Annotated in this window: 15 protein-coding genes; 7 read left to right on the top strand and 8 right to left on the bottom strand. The window is 66.4% G+C overall.

The annotated features are described in order from the left end of the window. Positions 1–53: 53 nt before the first annotated feature. The 3 genes from AC07PT_RS18865 to recG all read right to left on the bottom strand — a co-directional run bounded on the left by AC07PT_RS18865 (position 54) and on the right by recG (position 3,858). Positions 54–563 carry a Dps family protein gene (locus tag AC07PT_RS18865; RefSeq protein ID WP_492349303.1) on the bottom strand — a complete coding sequence of 170 codons (510 nt, stop codon included), beginning with the start codon at positions 561–563 and terminating at the stop codon, positions 54–56. 148 nt (positions 564–711) lie between these two features. Continuing rightward, complete coding sequence (locus AC07PT_RS18860) at positions 712–1,668, bottom strand: LysR substrate-binding domain-containing protein (RefSeq protein WP_492349304.1); 957 nt, start codon at positions 1,666–1,668, stop codon at positions 712–714. A gap of 45 nt (positions 1,669–1,713) precedes the next feature. Beyond that, positions 1,714–3,858, bottom strand: coding sequence for an ATP-dependent DNA helicase RecG (recG, locus tag AC07PT_RS18855; protein ID WP_494657709.1), 2,145 nt, complete (start codon positions 3,856–3,858; stop codon positions 1,714–1,716). A gap of 99 nt (positions 3,859–3,957) precedes the next feature. Here recG and queA point away from each other — a divergent pair, with 99 nt between their 5' ends. After that, positions 3,958–5,007 (top strand): tRNA preQ1(34) S-adenosylmethionine ribosyltransferase-isomerase QueA, encoded by a 1,050-nt coding sequence (queA, locus tag AC07PT_RS18850; protein ID WP_494657708.1) that lies wholly within the window; start codon positions 3,958–3,960, stop codon positions 5,005–5,007. Here queA and AC07PT_RS18845 read toward each other — a convergent pair whose 3' ends face one another. Further along, positions 5,008–5,634 (bottom strand): hypothetical protein, encoded by a 627-nt coding sequence (locus AC07PT_RS18845; RefSeq protein WP_494657707.1) that lies wholly within the window; start codon positions 5,632–5,634, stop codon positions 5,008–5,010. 85 nt (positions 5,635–5,719) lie between these two features. Between AC07PT_RS18845 and AC07PT_RS18840 the strand changes: the two genes are divergently transcribed. From AC07PT_RS18840 to AC07PT_RS18815, 6 genes are all read left to right on the top strand, one after another. Further along, positions 5,720–6,292 carry a DUF2975 domain-containing protein gene (locus AC07PT_RS18840; RefSeq protein ID WP_494657706.1) on the top strand — a complete coding sequence of 191 codons (573 nt, stop codon included), beginning with the start codon at positions 5,720–5,722 and terminating at the stop codon, positions 6,290–6,292. Between the two features lie 14 nt (positions 6,293–6,306). After that, positions 6,307–6,549 carry a helix-turn-helix domain-containing protein gene (locus AC07PT_RS18835; protein ID WP_494657705.1) on the top strand — a complete coding sequence of 81 codons (243 nt, stop codon included), beginning with the start codon at positions 6,307–6,309 and terminating at the stop codon, positions 6,547–6,549. After that, the gene (locus AC07PT_RS18830; protein WP_494657704.1) at positions 6,533–7,192 is read left to right on the top strand and encodes a hypothetical protein; all 660 of its coding nucleotides are present in this window, start codon (positions 6,533–6,535) and stop codon (positions 7,190–7,192) included. Before AC07PT_RS18835 ends, AC07PT_RS18830 begins: the two co-directional genes overlap by 17 nt. Before the next feature lie 51 nt (positions 7,193–7,243). Continuing rightward, positions 7,244–8,416 (top strand): tRNA guanosine(34) transglycosylase Tgt, encoded by a 1,173-nt coding sequence (tgt, locus tag AC07PT_RS18825; RefSeq protein WP_492349311.1) that lies wholly within the window; start codon positions 7,244–7,246, stop codon positions 8,414–8,416. Between the two features lie 108 nt (positions 8,417–8,524). Then, entirely contained in the window at positions 8,525–9,331 is an 807-nt protein-coding gene (locus AC07PT_RS18820) for a mechanosensitive ion channel family protein (RefSeq protein ID WP_492349312.1), read from the top strand. Positions 9,332–9,502: 171 nt separating this feature from the next. Then, positions 9,503–10,318 carry a mechanosensitive ion channel family protein gene (locus AC07PT_RS18815; protein WP_492349313.1) on the top strand — a complete coding sequence of 272 codons (816 nt, stop codon included), beginning with the start codon at positions 9,503–9,505 and terminating at the stop codon, positions 10,316–10,318. A gap of 40 nt (positions 10,319–10,358) precedes the next feature. Here AC07PT_RS18815 and AC07PT_RS18810 read toward each other — a convergent pair whose 3' ends face one another. The 4 genes from AC07PT_RS18810 to AC07PT_RS18795 are packed head-to-tail and all read right to left on the bottom strand — an operon-like array spanning position 10,359 to position 13,280. After that, positions 10,359–11,411, bottom strand: a complete 1,053-nt coding sequence (locus tag AC07PT_RS18810; protein WP_494657703.1) for a serine endopeptidase — start codon at positions 11,409–11,411, stop codon at positions 10,359–10,361. 60 nt (positions 11,412–11,471) lie between these two features. Then, positions 11,472–12,275: a DUF2145 domain-containing protein gene (locus AC07PT_RS18805; RefSeq protein ID WP_492349315.1), complete on the bottom strand. Its 804-nt coding sequence runs from the start codon at positions 12,273–12,275 to the stop codon at positions 11,472–11,474. An 11-nt stretch (positions 12,276–12,286) separates the two neighbouring features. Further along, positions 12,287–12,739 carry a hypothetical protein gene (locus AC07PT_RS18800; protein ID WP_492349316.1) on the bottom strand — a complete coding sequence of 151 codons (453 nt, stop codon included), beginning with the start codon at positions 12,737–12,739 and terminating at the stop codon, positions 12,287–12,289. Positions 12,740–12,776: 37 nt separating this feature from the next. After that, entirely contained in the window at positions 12,777–13,280 is a 504-nt protein-coding gene (locus AC07PT_RS18795; protein ID WP_494657702.1) for a YiaA/YiaB family inner membrane protein, read from the bottom strand. Positions 13,281–13,501: the final 221 nt, after the last annotated feature.

Raw genomic sequence — 13,501 nt, 5'->3', positions numbered from 1 at the left:
CGCAGCAAGCCGCCCCGGGCCGGATCCACCCGGAACCGTTCAGAACCGCGAAATCACTCTTCGAGCAGCGAGCGCAGCATCCAGGCGGTCTGCTCATGCACCGTCAGGCGCTGGGTCAGCAGGTCGGACGTAGGTTCATCGCTGGCCTTGTCGGCCAAGGGGAACAGCTCGCGCGCCGTGCGCGCCACTGCTTCGTGGCCGGTGACCAGGATGCGCACCATCTCCAGCGCCTTGGGCGGGGTGCCCGGGGCGTCGGGCACGGTGGCCAGCTTGCCAAAATCAGCGTACGAGCCTGGCGCCACATGGCCCAGCGAGCGGATGCGCTCGGCAATCGGGTCCACCGCATTCCACAGTTCGGTGTACTGCACCATGAACATGGTGTGCAGGGTGTTGAACATCGGCCCGGTCACGTTCCAATGGAAGTTGTGCGTGGTCAGGTACAGGGTGTAGGTGTCGGCCAGCAGGCGCGACAGGCCCTTCGCAATGGCGGCTCGGTCCTTGTCACTGATGCCGATGTTGATCGCGGGCACCGACTTGGGGGTGCTGCGGGGGGCTTTGGCCATGGGGTCACTCCTTCAGTGTTGAAAAACAAACCATCCACAAGGGCTTGGACCGCCATGCTCAGGGGGATGGACGGCAAGCCATTTGTAATCAGAGGATTCAATGTAACGGCGCCAGAAGGTCGTACACGTAGGACGAACGCTCAAGGCATCACGACAGGCGTTTGACGCCGGGCAACTCGCAGGCGTAGATCGAGTTGCGCAAGGCGGCAATCGCCTCGTAACGGGTGAAGCTGCGGCGCCAGGCCAGCACCACGCGGCGGTAGGGGACATCGCCTTCAAAGGGCAGGTACACCACGTGGGCCTCGTCGTCACTCTTGCGCCGGCGCGTGCGCGGGGCCAGGGCGTCCTTGGGCACGCTCAGGCGAGGCACCAGGGTCACGCCCATGCCGGCGGCCACCATGTGTTTGATGGTTTCCAGCGAGGAGCCCTCGAAGCTCTTGCGGATGCCCTCCGCATTGCTTGAAAAACGGGCGAACTCGGGGCACACCTCCAGCACATGGTCACGGAAGCAATGGCCGTTGCCCAGCAGCAGCATGGTCTCGCTCTTCATCTCCTCGGCTGTGATGCTCTTGCGCGCAGCCAGCGCATGGGTGCTGGGCACTGCGGCCATGAAGGGCTCGTCGTACAGCGGCGCCAGCGCCAGGCCGGTGTCCGGAAAGGGCTCGGCCATGATGGCGCAGTCGATCTCGCCGGTGCGCAACATCTCCAACAACTTGACGGTGAAGTTCTCCTGCAGCATCAGGGGCATCTGAGGCGTGCGCGAGATGGCTTGGCGCACCAGATCGGGCAGCAGGTAGGGGCCGATGGTGTAGATCACCCCGAGCTTCAAGGCGCCGGCCAAAGGGTCTTTGCCACGCTTGGCGATTTCCTTGATCGCGGCGGCCTGCTCCAGCACGCTCTGCGCCTGGCGCACGATCTCTTCACCCAGCGGGGTGACACTGACCTCGTTGGCGCTGCGCTCGAACAGTTTCACCTCCAGCTCGTCTTCGAGCTTGCGGATCGCCACCGACAAGGTGGGCTGCGAGACAAAGCAGGCCTCGGCCGCTTTGCCAAAGTGCTTTTCGCGCGCCACGGCCACGATGTATTTGAGTTCAGTCAGGGTCATGAAGGTCTTCGCTGCACGCCGGGTCCGAAGGGGCCCGGCCAGTCCTCAGGCTTTGAGGAACTCCGATTTTCCTCCCAACCAGCGGCTCACGTGCGTCTGGGCCTTTTCAGGGTAACGGTCCAGCATCAGCGGCGCGGCCTCCCGGGCCCAGTCCAGCAGCACCGTGTCGGTGGCCAGATCGGCAAAACGCAACAGCGGCGCCCCCGATTGACGCGCGCCCAGGAACTCGCCCGGCCCCCGGATCTCCAGGTCGCGCCGGGCAATCTCAAAGCCGTCGGCGGTCTCGGCCATCGCGCGCAGACGCTCGCGGGCCGTCTCGCCCAGGCGCCCGCTCTCGTTGGTGGCATACAGCAACACACAGGCCGATGCCGCCGCGCCGCGCCCCACCCGGCCACGCAACTGGTGCAGCTGGCTCAGGCCGAAGCGCTCGGCGTGCTCAATCACCATCAGCGAGGCATTGGGCACATCCACCCCCACCTCGATCACGGTGGTGCTGACCAGCACGCCCATCTGGCCGCTGGTGAAGAGTTCCATCACCGCCTTCTTCTCGGCCGTGGGCATGCGCGAGTGCAGCAGCCCCACCATCACGCCGGGCAAGGCATCGCTGAGGTCGGCATGGGTGGCCGTGGCGTTGCTCAGGTCCAGGGCCTCGCTCTCTTCGATCAACGGGCAAACCCAATAGACCTGGCGCCCTTGAGCAATTTGATCGGCAATGCGGGCAACCACCTCATCGCGCCGGCTGTCGGAAACCAGCTTGGTCACGATGGGGGTGCGCCCCGGTGGCAGTTCGTCGATGGTGGACACATCCAGATCGGCGTAATAGCTCATGGCCAGGGTGCGCGGGATGGGTGTCGCACTCATCATCAACAGGTGCGGCTCACGCCCGCTGCCGTCATCGAGCTTGCTGCGCAGGGCCAGGCGCTGGGCCACGCCGAAGCGGTGTTGCTCGTCGATCAGGGCCAGGGCCAGGTTCTTGAACTTGACCTGATCCTGGATCACCGCGTGCGTGCCCACCACCAGGGCGGCCTCGCCGCTTTCGACCAGGGCCAGGGCCGCGCCCCGCTCTTTCTTTTTCTGGGCGCCCGCCAGCCAGGCCACCTTTTTGCCCAGGGGCGCCAGCAGGGGCTCGAGCCAGCCGACCAGCTTGCCGAAGTGTTGCTCGGCCAAGATTTCGGTCGGGGCCATCAAGGCGCATTGCCAGCCGGCGTCGATGCAGATCGCGGCCGCCAGCGCCGCCACCACCGTCTTGCCTGAGCCCACGTCACCTTGCAGCAGCCGGTGCATGGGCACGCCACGCGCCAGATCGTGCGCGATTTCCTCACACACCCGGCGCTGCGCGGCCGTCAGCGCAAAAGGCAGCACCGACAGCAACTGCTCGTGCAAGGACAGCACACCTCGCTGGTGCCGGGGCTGCAGCGCCGGGGCGCGCAGACGCGCCCGCTCGCGCTTGGATTCGAGCTGCGACAGCTGTTGCGCCAGCAACTCTTCGGCCTTCAGGCGCTGCCAGGCCGGGTGGCTGTGGTCCTCCAGCGCGGCCAGCGACACATCCGGTGTGGGGTGGTGCAGAAAGGACAGGGCTGAACGCAGATCCGACAGGCGCAGAAAATCGATGCCCTGCAGCACCTCGGGCGGGATGGTCTCGCTGAGGTCGGCGCGCATCAGACCCGACTGCACGGCACGGCGCAGGTAGGGCTGCGGCAACTGGGCCACCGTGGGGTAGATCGGCGTCAGCGCCGTGGGCAGTTCGCCCCCGGCCAGGCGGAACGCAGGGTGCAGCATCTGCCGCCCCCAGAAGCCGCCCTTGATCTCGCCCCGCACGCGCAACAGCGCACCCGCCGCCAGCGTCTTCTGGTGCGAAGGGTAGAAACTGAAAAACCGCAGTTCGCAACTGCCGCTCTCATCCTCCACCGTCACCACCAACTGGCGGCGCGGGCGCATGGTGATCTCGCTTTTCACCACCGTGACCTCGATCTGCACCGTGTCGCCATCGCGGGCGTTGCGCAGCAAGGTGATGCGGGTCTCGTCCTCGTAGCGCAGCGGCAGGTGCAGGGCCAGGTCGATGTCACGGCGCAGCCCCATCTTGAGCAGGGCTTTTTGCGGCGGCGAGAGTTCACGCCCGGCCGGAGCGGCTGGATCCGCCTTGGCAGGCTTGGCTGGTGACGGCAGTGGGGCGGAGGGCTTGGGGGCCATGACTGTATTTTTACCCAGTCTTTCAAGCTGTGCGTCCACCCCGTGAGAAAATCTCCGCCTTTTCCACCTTGGCACGGGCCTGTCAGGCCCTCAAGCACCATGACGCTTCATCCCGCATCCCGTCCGTTCACCCTGGCTGATTTCGACTTCGAGCTGCCACCTGAACTGATCGCCCAACACCCCGCTGCCGAGCGCAGCGCCTCCCGCCTGCTCGATGGCACCGGCCCCTCGCCCATCGACCGCATCTTCAAAGAACTTCCTGATCTGCTGCGCGCGGGCGACTTGCTGGTGTTCAACGACACCCAGGTGATCAAGGCCCGCCTGTTCGGCGAGAAATCCACCGGCGGCAAGGTCGAATTGCTGGTCGAGCGCGTGCTGCAAGACCACGAGGTGGTGGCCCACATGAAGGTCAGCAAAAAGCCGCCCGTGGGCAGCACGCTGGAGATGGTCGGCGGCTTCAGCGCCACCTTGCTGGGCCGCTGGCCGGATGAGGACGGCGCGTTGTTCCGCTTTCGCTTCAGCGGCGAGCCCCATGCCCTGATGGCCGCCCACGGCCATGTGCCCCTGCCGCCCTACATCGAGCACGGCGACTCGGCCGAGGACGAGCAGCGCTACCAGACCGTGTTCGCCCGCCACCCCGGTGCGGTGGCCGCCCCGACGGCCGCCCTGCACTTTGACGAGCCCCTGCTGGCCCGGTTGGCCGCGCGCGGCATTGAGCGCGCCAGCGTCACCCTGCATGTGGGCGCCGGCACCTTCCAGCCCGTGAAGACCGAGAACCTGGCCGAACACAAGATGCACCGCGAGTGGTACCAGGTGCCGCTCGAGACCCTGGCCGCCCTGGAGCGCTGCCGCCAGCGCGGCGGCCGCGTGGTCGCCGTGGGCACCACCACCGTGCGCACCCTCGAATCCTGGGCCCAGTCGGGCCAGACCTCGGGCGACACGCAGATCTTCATCACGCCCGGCTTTGCCTTCAAGGTGGTCGATGTGCTGATCACCAACTTCCACCTGCCCAAGAGCACGCTGATGATGCTGGTCAGCGCCTTGGCCGGCTACGAACGCATCATGGCCCTGTACCGCCACGCCATCGCCCAGCGGTACCGCTTCTTCAGCTATGGGGATGCGATGCTGCTGGAGCGCCAGCCCGACTGATCACGGGGCACAGCTCGGGAAGCGCCGGGCCTGCTCCTCCTTCGGCAGCAGGGTGCTCAGGTCGGCATCGCGCAGCACGGCGATGTACTCGCCCTGGGCCTGGAAGCGCAGCAGCGTGCTCACCCGCAGGCTGCGCGACGCCCCCGGCGGCTGACAGCCCTCAAAGGCCAGGCCCAGGCCGAGCCGGCGCTTGCCCTCACTGCCTTTCCAGCCCAGGGCCTGGCTGCGCAAGGCCTGCAGGCGGGCCAGGCTGGCCGGTGCGATGCGCCAGACATGCAACTGCAGCCCGGGGCCCACCTCGCCCGCCAAGGGGCTGAGTTCGGCCGCGCCCCGCAACTCTTCGAGCGGCAGCTTCTCCTCCAGCGTCTCCCAGGCGGCCTGCCCGTTCACGGGGGGCAGCTCGCGGGCCACCGTCACGTCCAGGGTCAAGGAAAGCGGGCTCAGGCGCAAGGACGCAGGCGCCACCAGGGCCGCACGCACGGCGCCAGGGTCCAGTTCCTCCAGCTGCAAGGCCCGCAACTTCCACAACGAGGCCAAGGGCACGCTGCCGCAGCCGGCCAACCCCAGCACCAGCAAGGCCACTGAAAAAGCCCGCCCAAGCGGCACACAAAGACGCACAAAAGACATAAGCACACCTCTCATGGTTTGACTAAATTTCTGCAAATCAACAAAATATTATTGTTTTACAGAAATTAATGCCTGTCTACACCCCATGAACAACACGCTCCAATCCCCGGCCTTCCAACGCCTCTCGCGCCTGCTCAACGGCCTGACCTGGGCCTGTGGTCTGCTGGGACTCGGGTTTTCCGTGGCCCGCTGGATCGGCCTGGGTCAAGGTGGCGACAGCCCTTGGCACAGCCTTTTGCTGCCTTTGCAGGCCCAGTTGGCAGGCTTGAAGCCGCCCTCCAGCCTGAGCTGGCCCTGGCAGTTGGCCGGGCTGGGCCTCGAGTGCCTGCCGCTGGCGGCCCTGGCCCTCAGCCTTCTGAGCCTGCGCCGCATCTGCGCCGCCTTCATCGAGGGCCAGGTGTTCTCGGCTCAGGTGGTGTGCGGCTTCAGGCAGTTGGGCCAGGGCCTGATGGCCATGGCGGTGCTCAGCGTGCTTTACGGCGCAGGGGTCACGGCCTTGCTGTCGTGGCTGGCCTCGGGGCAGCACGGCGGCATCGTGACGGTCTCACTGGGCTCCTTCGAGATCAGCCTGCTGATCCTGGGGCTGCTGATGCGCCTGCTGTCCCAGGTCATGGCCGAGGGCCAGCGGCTCAAGGCCGAAACCGAAGCCTTCGTCTGAGACGGGTACAGCCCATGCCCATCCTGGTCAAACTGGACGAAATGCTGGTGCGTCGCAAGGTGAAGTCACGCGACCTGGCCGCCCACATCGGCATCACCGAGGCCAACCTGTCCCTGCTCAAAAGCGGCAAGGTCAAGGGCGTGCGCTTCGACACCCTGGCCGCCATCTGCGACTACCTGGCCTGCCAGCCGGGTGATCTGCTGGCCTGGTCGCCGGGCTCAGAGGAACGCACCGAGCCGGATGCCGCGAGCGACTGAACACCGGCCATCGCGCCAGACCGCCTGGGCCGTCGGCCTGGCCGTCTTGCTGCATGGGCTGCTGCTCCTGGCGTGGCAGGGCCCCTCGGACCCTGCCCCCGCGCTGCCACAGGCCGCCCCCATCGTGATGCAGGCTCGATGGATTGCCGAAGCACCCGCGGCGTCACCACCAGCCCCCTTGAACAAATCAAGCCGGGCGACCCGCACGACGGCGCATGGGCCGCCCACCACGGCAACGATCACGTCCGCAGCGCCGGCGGCAGAGCGGACCGAAGCGCTCTCCATGCCGGCCTTGGCGCCAACGCGCGCCGAGCCCCCACAGGCGGCGCCCGAGTCGGCCCCTCAAACCCGCCCCCAGGCCCTGCGGCTCAGTCCGGAGGCCTTGGCCAACAGCCTGCAACGCGAGCGCCGCTGGCAACAGCAGCACGGCGACGGGCGCCGCTTTCCGGATCGTTTTGCAGCGCCAAGCCCTGGCGAAGCCCCGGGCACGACAAGCCTTCAGGAAAGCGATCGCGGCGACGGTGGCCGGCTGGCACGGGTGCAGGGCCCACTGGGCACCTATTGCGTGCGGCTGCCGCCGCCCGATCGCCCCCTGCCCGACGGGCCGGCCCCCCGCCTGGCGCTGCCCAGCAATTGCCCCTGAGGCCAGGCGCCGCGCGCCCCCTGGCGCCCCACCCCTCCTACAATCCCCGCCATGCTGAATTTCGACCTCCTCGCCACCGACCCCGACAGCCATGCGCGCCGGGGCACGCTCACGCTGAACCACGGTGTGGTGCAAACGCCCATCTTCATGCCCGTGGGCACCTATGGCACGGTCAAGGGCGTGATGCCCCGCAGCCTCGAAGACATGGGCGCACAGATCATCCTGGGCAACACCTTTCACCTGTGGATGCGTCCGGGCCTGGATGTGATGCAAAGCTTTGGCGGCCTGCACCAGTTCGAGAAGTGGAACAAGCCCATCCTCACCGACTCGGGTGGGTTTCAGGTCTGGAGCCTGGGGGCCATGCGCAAGATCAGCGAAGAAGGCGTCAAGTTCGCCAGCCCGGTGAATGGCGACAAGCTGTTTCTCACGCCTGAGATCAGCATGCAGATCCAGACCGTGCTGAACTCCGACATCGTGATGCAGTTCGATGAATGCACGCCTTACGAGACCAAGGGCCACCTGACCACCGAGCGTGAAGCGCGCAGCTCAATGGAGCTGTCACTGCGCTGGGCCCAGCGTTGCAAGACCGAATTTGCCCGGCTGGAAAACCCCAACGCCCTGTTCGGCATCGTTCAGGGCGGCATGTTCGAGAACCTGCGCGAAGAGTCGCTGGCGGCCCTGGTCGAGATGGATTTTCCGGGCTATGCGGTGGGCGGCGTCAGTGTGGGCGAACCCAAGGACGAGATGCTGCGCATCATGGCCCACACCCCGCACCGCCTGCCGGCCCACAAGCCGCGCTACCTGATGGGCGTGGGCACACCGGAAGACCTGGTCGAGGGCGTGGCCCAGGGCGTGGACATGTTCGACTGCGTGATGCCGACCCGCAACGCACGCAATGGCACCATTTTCACGCGCTATGGCGACCTGAAGCTGCGCAATGCCCGCCACAAGAGCGACCCGCAGCCGCTGGATGCCACCTGCACCTGCTATGCCTGCGCCGGGACCTCGGGCGTGAGCTGGGCCGACGGCGGACGCGAGGGCTTCAGCCGCGCCTACCTGCACCACCTGGATCGCTGCGGCGAGATGCTGGGCCCCATGTTGACCACCGTGCACAACCTGCACTACTACCTGAACCTGATGCGCGAGGTGCGCGAATCGCTGGACCAGGGCCAGTTCACGGCCTTCCGCGCCCGCTTCAAGACCGAGCGCGCCCGCGGGGTCTGAACCCGCTCAGGGCCACAGCAGCAATTGCTTACCGCCCGTGTCATGCGCTAACCAGCCTTCTGCCCAGGCTCCCTATGCTGCCCAGCCCGCAGTTGGAAGGAGAGCCCCGTGAACCCCGAAGTCGTCTGGCAGTTTCTGACCACCCAAGGCCTGGAGCTGGCCTTGAAGGTCCTTGGCGCACTCACCACCTGGGTGACCGGGCGCTGGCTGATCAGCCAGCTCACGCGCGTGATCCGACTGGCCCTGCTGCGCGGCCACATGGACCCCACCCTGGCCCAGTACCTGACCTCCATCAGCAAAGGTCTGCTGCACGCCCTGCTGGTGGTGCTGATCCTCGACATCTTCGGCATCAGCACCACCTCGCTGGCGGCGCTGCTGGCCGGTGCCGGCCTGGCCCTCGGCGCAGCCTGGGGCGGCCTGCTGAGCCACTTTGCCGCCGGCCTGTTCCTGCAGGTGCTGCGACCCTACCGGGTCGGCGACCACGTGAACCTGGCCGGCATCACCGGCCGGGTGAGCGAACTGGGACTGTTCAACACCCAGTTGATCAGCAGCGACCAGGTGCTGACCCTGGTGGGCAACAACAAGGTGTTCTCCGAGGTGATCCGCAACTACAGTGCGCTGCCGGCACGCCGGGTGGACTGCCAGCTCAAGCTGGCCCATGGCGTCGACGCGGACGAGGCCATGGCCCGCATCCGTACCGCGCTGACGACCGTGCCCCATGTCTGCACCGAACCGCCGCCCGAGATCGGCATCGCCGAATTCAGCGCCGAAGGCCCGGTGTTGAACGTGCGCCCCTTCACCCACACCGACCATTACTGGCAGGTGTTTTACGACACCCATCGTGTGGTGCTGGGCGCCATGGTCGACGCAGGCTACCCGGTCCCTGAAAAACCCCTGCGTGTGCGCGAGGGATGATTCGCGGTGGCCTCCGAGGCCAGACCGGTGCCAGACCCGCGCCTTCGTCGCTCAAGTGCAAGCAATCCTTGCTTATCTGCCAACTTTTGACGGTTTCAGGCACTTTCGCGAAGGCCAGACGCGCTCCAGAAACGCTACAAAAAGTAAGCTGCGCGCAGGAGGTTCGCCAACATGAACACAGAAGCCATCTGGCATTTCTTGAACACACAGGGGGCCGATTTTGGCCTCAAGGTACTGGGGGCCATCGCGGCCTGGATCGTCGGCCGCTGGCTGATTGGCCTGGTGGTGCGCCTGCTGGGCACGGTGCTGGCCCGGGGCAGCAAAGTGGACGCAACCCTCGCCGAGTACCTGAAATCCATCCTCACGGTGTTGCTGAACATCGTGCTGGTGATGGCCATCCTGGACATCTTCGGCGTCAGCACCACCTCGTTTGCAGCCCTGCTGGCTGGCGCGGGCCTGGCCATCGGCACCGCCTGGGGCGGCTTGCTGACGCACTTTGCGGCCGGCGTGTTCCTGCAGGTGCTGCGACCTTACAAGGTGGGTGATTTCGTCAGCGCGGGCGGCGTGACCGGCACCGTGCGCGAACTGGGCTTGTTCGGCACCACCATCGTCACCCCCGACAACGTGGTCACGATCGTGGGCAACAACAAGGTGTTCTCGGACACCATCCAGAACTTCAGCACGCTGCCGGTGCGGCGGGTGGACTGCGTGGCCAAAGTGGCCAACGGGGTGGACGTGCAAGACGCCATCAACCGCCTGAAGGCCGCCGTGAGCAGCATCCCCAACGTGGCAGCCACCCCTGCCCCCGATGTCGAGATCCTGCAGTTCACCCCTGAGGGCCCCTTGCTCTGTGTGCGCCCCTACACCCACACCGACCACTACTGGCAGGTGTATTTCGACACCCACAAGGCCGTGGTGGCCACCTTTGGTGCCGCGGGCTACCCGGTGCCCGAGACCCCGGTGGCGCATCGCACCCTGGCGGCCTGAGCAAAAGCCGGATCGGATCGGCACCCTCCGCAGGCCGATCTCAGGGCGAAGGCTGCGGTGGCCGTGCCGGCGCACCACAACTGATGCAATAGCGCACCCAGGCGTTTTTGCGGGTGTGACACTGGCCGCAATGGTCGTGCAAGCCGATGCCGCAATGGGGGCAGAAGTCCAGGCCCGGCAGCTTCAGATCGACGGGTCGCTCGCAGCCCGGGCACACGCTTTTGGCCAGGCGGCCCAAGGCCTGGTCGTAGTCCAGGGTATCGCGTCGTCGCTGATCGGGTTCGGCCTCGGCCGCCTGCTGCGCGGCCAGGTAACGGTTCAGCGCCAGGATGGCGTAACGCCCCACCAGCACCGTCACCACGATGCCCACGCCATAGCGCACATAGCCGCCGTAACTGGGCAGGTAGGGCACCAGTTCCACAAAGAACGCGACCAAGGCGAAGCCGATGAAGCCCCACACAAAGGGCCAGGCGCTGCTTTGGCGCTGCTTCACGAACAACCAGCCCGCCAACACCAGCAAAGGCAGGGTGAGCGCCAGGCGGTAAAGGAACACGCGCAGCTCCTGCTGCCGGCTGGCGGCCTGCCAGCCCGACTGGGCATCCCGCTCCAGCTCGCTGAGTTGCTGCTGGGCCTGGCTCTCGTGCTGGCGAGCGTCAAGTTCGGCCTGCTGCTGCGTCTCTACCACGGCCAAGGCCTCGCGCTCGCGCTGCTTGAGCCCGTCGAGCTCCTGGGTGCGCTGCACCAGTTGCGGGTCTTGCTCGGGTCGGGCTGTGGCATGGCGCGTGGACAACCAGTTGTTGAAGGTTTCGCGTGCGGCCTGGTTGTCGGCCTGGGCGCGCGAGTGAGCCAGGCGCGCCTGCTCCAGGGCCTGGGCGGCGTCCTCACGCGCCTGACGGGCCTGCTTTAGCTGGTCGCGCGCCCGGGTGGTGGCCGTGCGGTCCATGAAATCAGCCACCTGAACGTGCCGTTCGACCTTGGGCAGGTCATCGACGATGGCACTGCCCAGGCCGGTCAGAAAGCCGGCAAAGACCAGCGCCACCCCCCACAGGCCACGGCGAAACCATTTTTCGGAAAGACGAAGCGATTGAGACATGACGGAACTCCCTTTTGACACCTTGAATTCTGATCGCAGCAACAGGTCCGAGGCTGGCCCTCAAGGCAGGGTTTCCCGCTGCGGGTCACCCGCCAGGCCGGCACGCGGCAGCCAGGCCAGCACCGAGTCCACTGTGACGGTCACGATGCGGTCGCTGAAGCGCTGATCGGGGGGATGGTCATCGAAAGCCACCTGGGCCCGCGAGACCCGTGCCCCCAGCCGGGTCAACGGTCCCAGACGCAAGACCGTGGGCTGATAACCTTGCAAACGCAGCCAGGCCTGGGCTTGGGCTCGGTCATGCACCTCGGGGGCCATGGCCGCGGCCAGAAATTCAATCGCCCACTGGTTGCTTTGCTGGTACCGCTGCCCCCAGGCATAGCTGACCAGGCTGTAGGCCGGTTCGTGCAGCCAGGCCGTGCGCTGCGGGTTCTGAAGCCCAGGCAGCAGGGCGGCCTGAACCTGCGGGCTGGGCACAGCCCAGACAGCTTCGTAGCGCCACAAGCCATCCAGAAAGAACTCGCCCAGCCCCTGGCGCATGACCAACGAACGGGCCGTGCCGCAGGTGTTGAGCTTGTGCAGCACACGCCATGCACCATCGGCACTTTGATAGGCCCAACCCAGGTGTGAATAGCGCAGGCCATAGGCACTGAGGTCCTGCCCGGCGCGCCCCAGAACCACCACCCGGGCGCCACTCGCGTCGAGCGCTCGGGCCACACGGGCGGCCAGCGCCATGCCCTGGGTGACCGTGGCGACGGTCGGGCCCCGGTCCTGGCAGTCCTGCCCGGCCTGGGCCGGCGCGATGTTCATCATGCAGGCCAGGCTGGCGGCGATCCAGCAGCGGGCGATCTTCAGGTGCAGCAGCATGACCACCCCCTTCACAACACACGCTCGTCATGCAGCAGGGCACGACCCAGCGCATTCGGCACGAAGGCCAACAGTTCACCGGCCACCGACAGCAGGACGCCGGTGCCGATCACGCTGCACACCACGGCGGTCCCCACGCTGCCAGCCACCCGAGCCCCCGCCCGGCCCGTCAGTTGAAGGCTGACCTGGGCGCCATCCGAGGCCCGCTCCAGCACCATCAGCGTGCCGTGCGCCGTCGACTGCACGGCCTGCACGGTGAGCACCGCGCCACCGACCGACAAGGCCACAGGCAGCGCCGCGGCCGCCGAGGCGCCGCCGGCCACCGCCACCACAGACGCCAGAGGCATCAGCGACAAGGCCGCCGAAGCCTCGCTCTGGGCGCAAGCCGTGCCGGTGCCCAGCGCCAGCAGTGCGCACAGGCACAGGCGAGTCCGGACCCGCTGGAAAAGAGAGGAAGAGTTCATGGTGGCTCCAGGCATGACATCGAGATCCGTTCACGGTTCACTGTGCATCGGGCGCCAGGCCTTGCTGCATTTCACGGCGCAGTTGGGCACGGGCGTCAGCTCGGGCCTGGGCCAGCGAGGCCTCGTGGGCATCGCGCAGCGTCTTGGCCAGCGTGAAGGCCGAACTCACCAGATAGAGCCAGCTCACCCCCAGGTAAGCCTTGTAGGTTTCGCTGATGTTCATGCGCAGCAGGCCCCAGCCTGTGAGGCCCATGGCCACGGTAAAACCACCCCAGACCACCAGGCGCCACATCGGGGATTCCGCCGCCGTGGCCTGTTGGTCGCGCACCGACTTGGACAGAACCAACACGGCCGTCAAACAAAACACATAGCCCATCACCATGAAGGCACGGTCCAGGTCCTGGCCCGGCAACCAGGCCAGGCCGATGCTGCACAAGGAGACGGCCAGCGCAAACGAAGCCCAGACCTGCAACTGCCAGGCGCGGGAATCGCGCGCCACAGAGGCGACTGGGTGAGGCACAGGGGCTTGGCGCGAGGACATGAATGACTCCGGGGTGGTGTTGAAGATGAGCAAATGATCTCGTCGCCTCCTCTTGGAATCATCAAATTTGATTACCGGTGATCACCTTTAAGCCATCAAGTACCGTTATTCGATACTTCTTCCCCGAACACAAAAATACACTCGGCCATGAAAAAAGCCACCCGAAGGTGGCCTTTTGAGAGCGGCAGGCACCGCTCAAAATCGCTTGAAGATCGCAGCCG

It is taken from the genome of Curvibacter sp. GW821-FHT09D12 (assembly GCF_059416245.1).
Note: the sequence above shows the minus strand (reverse complement) of the source record. Positions and strands in the feature narration are given on the sequence as shown.

Bases quoted from the DNA above. Each gene is read 5' to 3' on its own strand.
- AC07PT_RS18865 (WP_492349303.1), bottom strand. From the start codon at position 563: ATGGCCAAAGCCCCCCGCAGCACCCCCAAGTCGGTGCCCGCGATCAAC.
- AC07PT_RS18860 (WP_492349304.1), bottom strand. From the start codon at position 1,668: ATGACCCTGACTGAACTCAAATACATCGTGGCCGTGGCGCGCGAAAAG.
- recG (WP_494657709.1), bottom strand. From the start codon at position 3,858: ATGGCCCCCAAGCCCTCCGCCCCACTGCCGTCACCAGCCAAGCCTGCC.
- queA (WP_494657708.1), top strand. From the start codon at position 3,958: ATGACGCTTCATCCCGCATCCCGTCCGTTCACCCTGGCTGATTTCGAC.
- AC07PT_RS18845 (WP_494657707.1), bottom strand. From the start codon at position 5,634: ATGTCTTTTGTGCGTCTTTGTGTGCCGCTTGGGCGGGCTTTTTCAGTG.
- AC07PT_RS18840 (WP_494657706.1), top strand. From the start codon at position 5,720: ATGAACAACACGCTCCAATCCCCGGCCTTCCAACGCCTCTCGCGCCTG.
- AC07PT_RS18835 (WP_494657705.1), top strand. From the start codon at position 6,307: ATGCCCATCCTGGTCAAACTGGACGAAATGCTGGTGCGTCGCAAGGTG.
- AC07PT_RS18830 (WP_494657704.1), top strand. From the start codon at position 6,533: ATGCCGCGAGCGACTGAACACCGGCCATCGCGCCAGACCGCCTGGGCC.
- tgt (WP_492349311.1), top strand. From the start codon at position 7,244: ATGCTGAATTTCGACCTCCTCGCCACCGACCCCGACAGCCATGCGCGC.
- AC07PT_RS18815 (WP_492349313.1), top strand. From the start codon at position 9,503: ATGAACACAGAAGCCATCTGGCATTTCTTGAACACACAGGGGGCCGAT.
- AC07PT_RS18810 (WP_494657703.1), bottom strand. From the start codon at position 11,411: ATGTCTCAATCGCTTCGTCTTTCCGAAAAATGGTTTCGCCGTGGCCTG.
- AC07PT_RS18805 (WP_492349315.1), bottom strand. From the start codon at position 12,275: ATGCTGCTGCACCTGAAGATCGCCCGCTGCTGGATCGCCGCCAGCCTG.
- AC07PT_RS18800 (WP_492349316.1), bottom strand. From the start codon at position 12,739: ATGAACTCTTCCTCTCTTTTCCAGCGGGTCCGGACTCGCCTGTGCCTG.
- AC07PT_RS18795 (WP_494657702.1), bottom strand. From the start codon at position 13,280: ATGTCCTCGCGCCAAGCCCCTGTGCCTCACCCAGTCGCCTCTGTGGCG.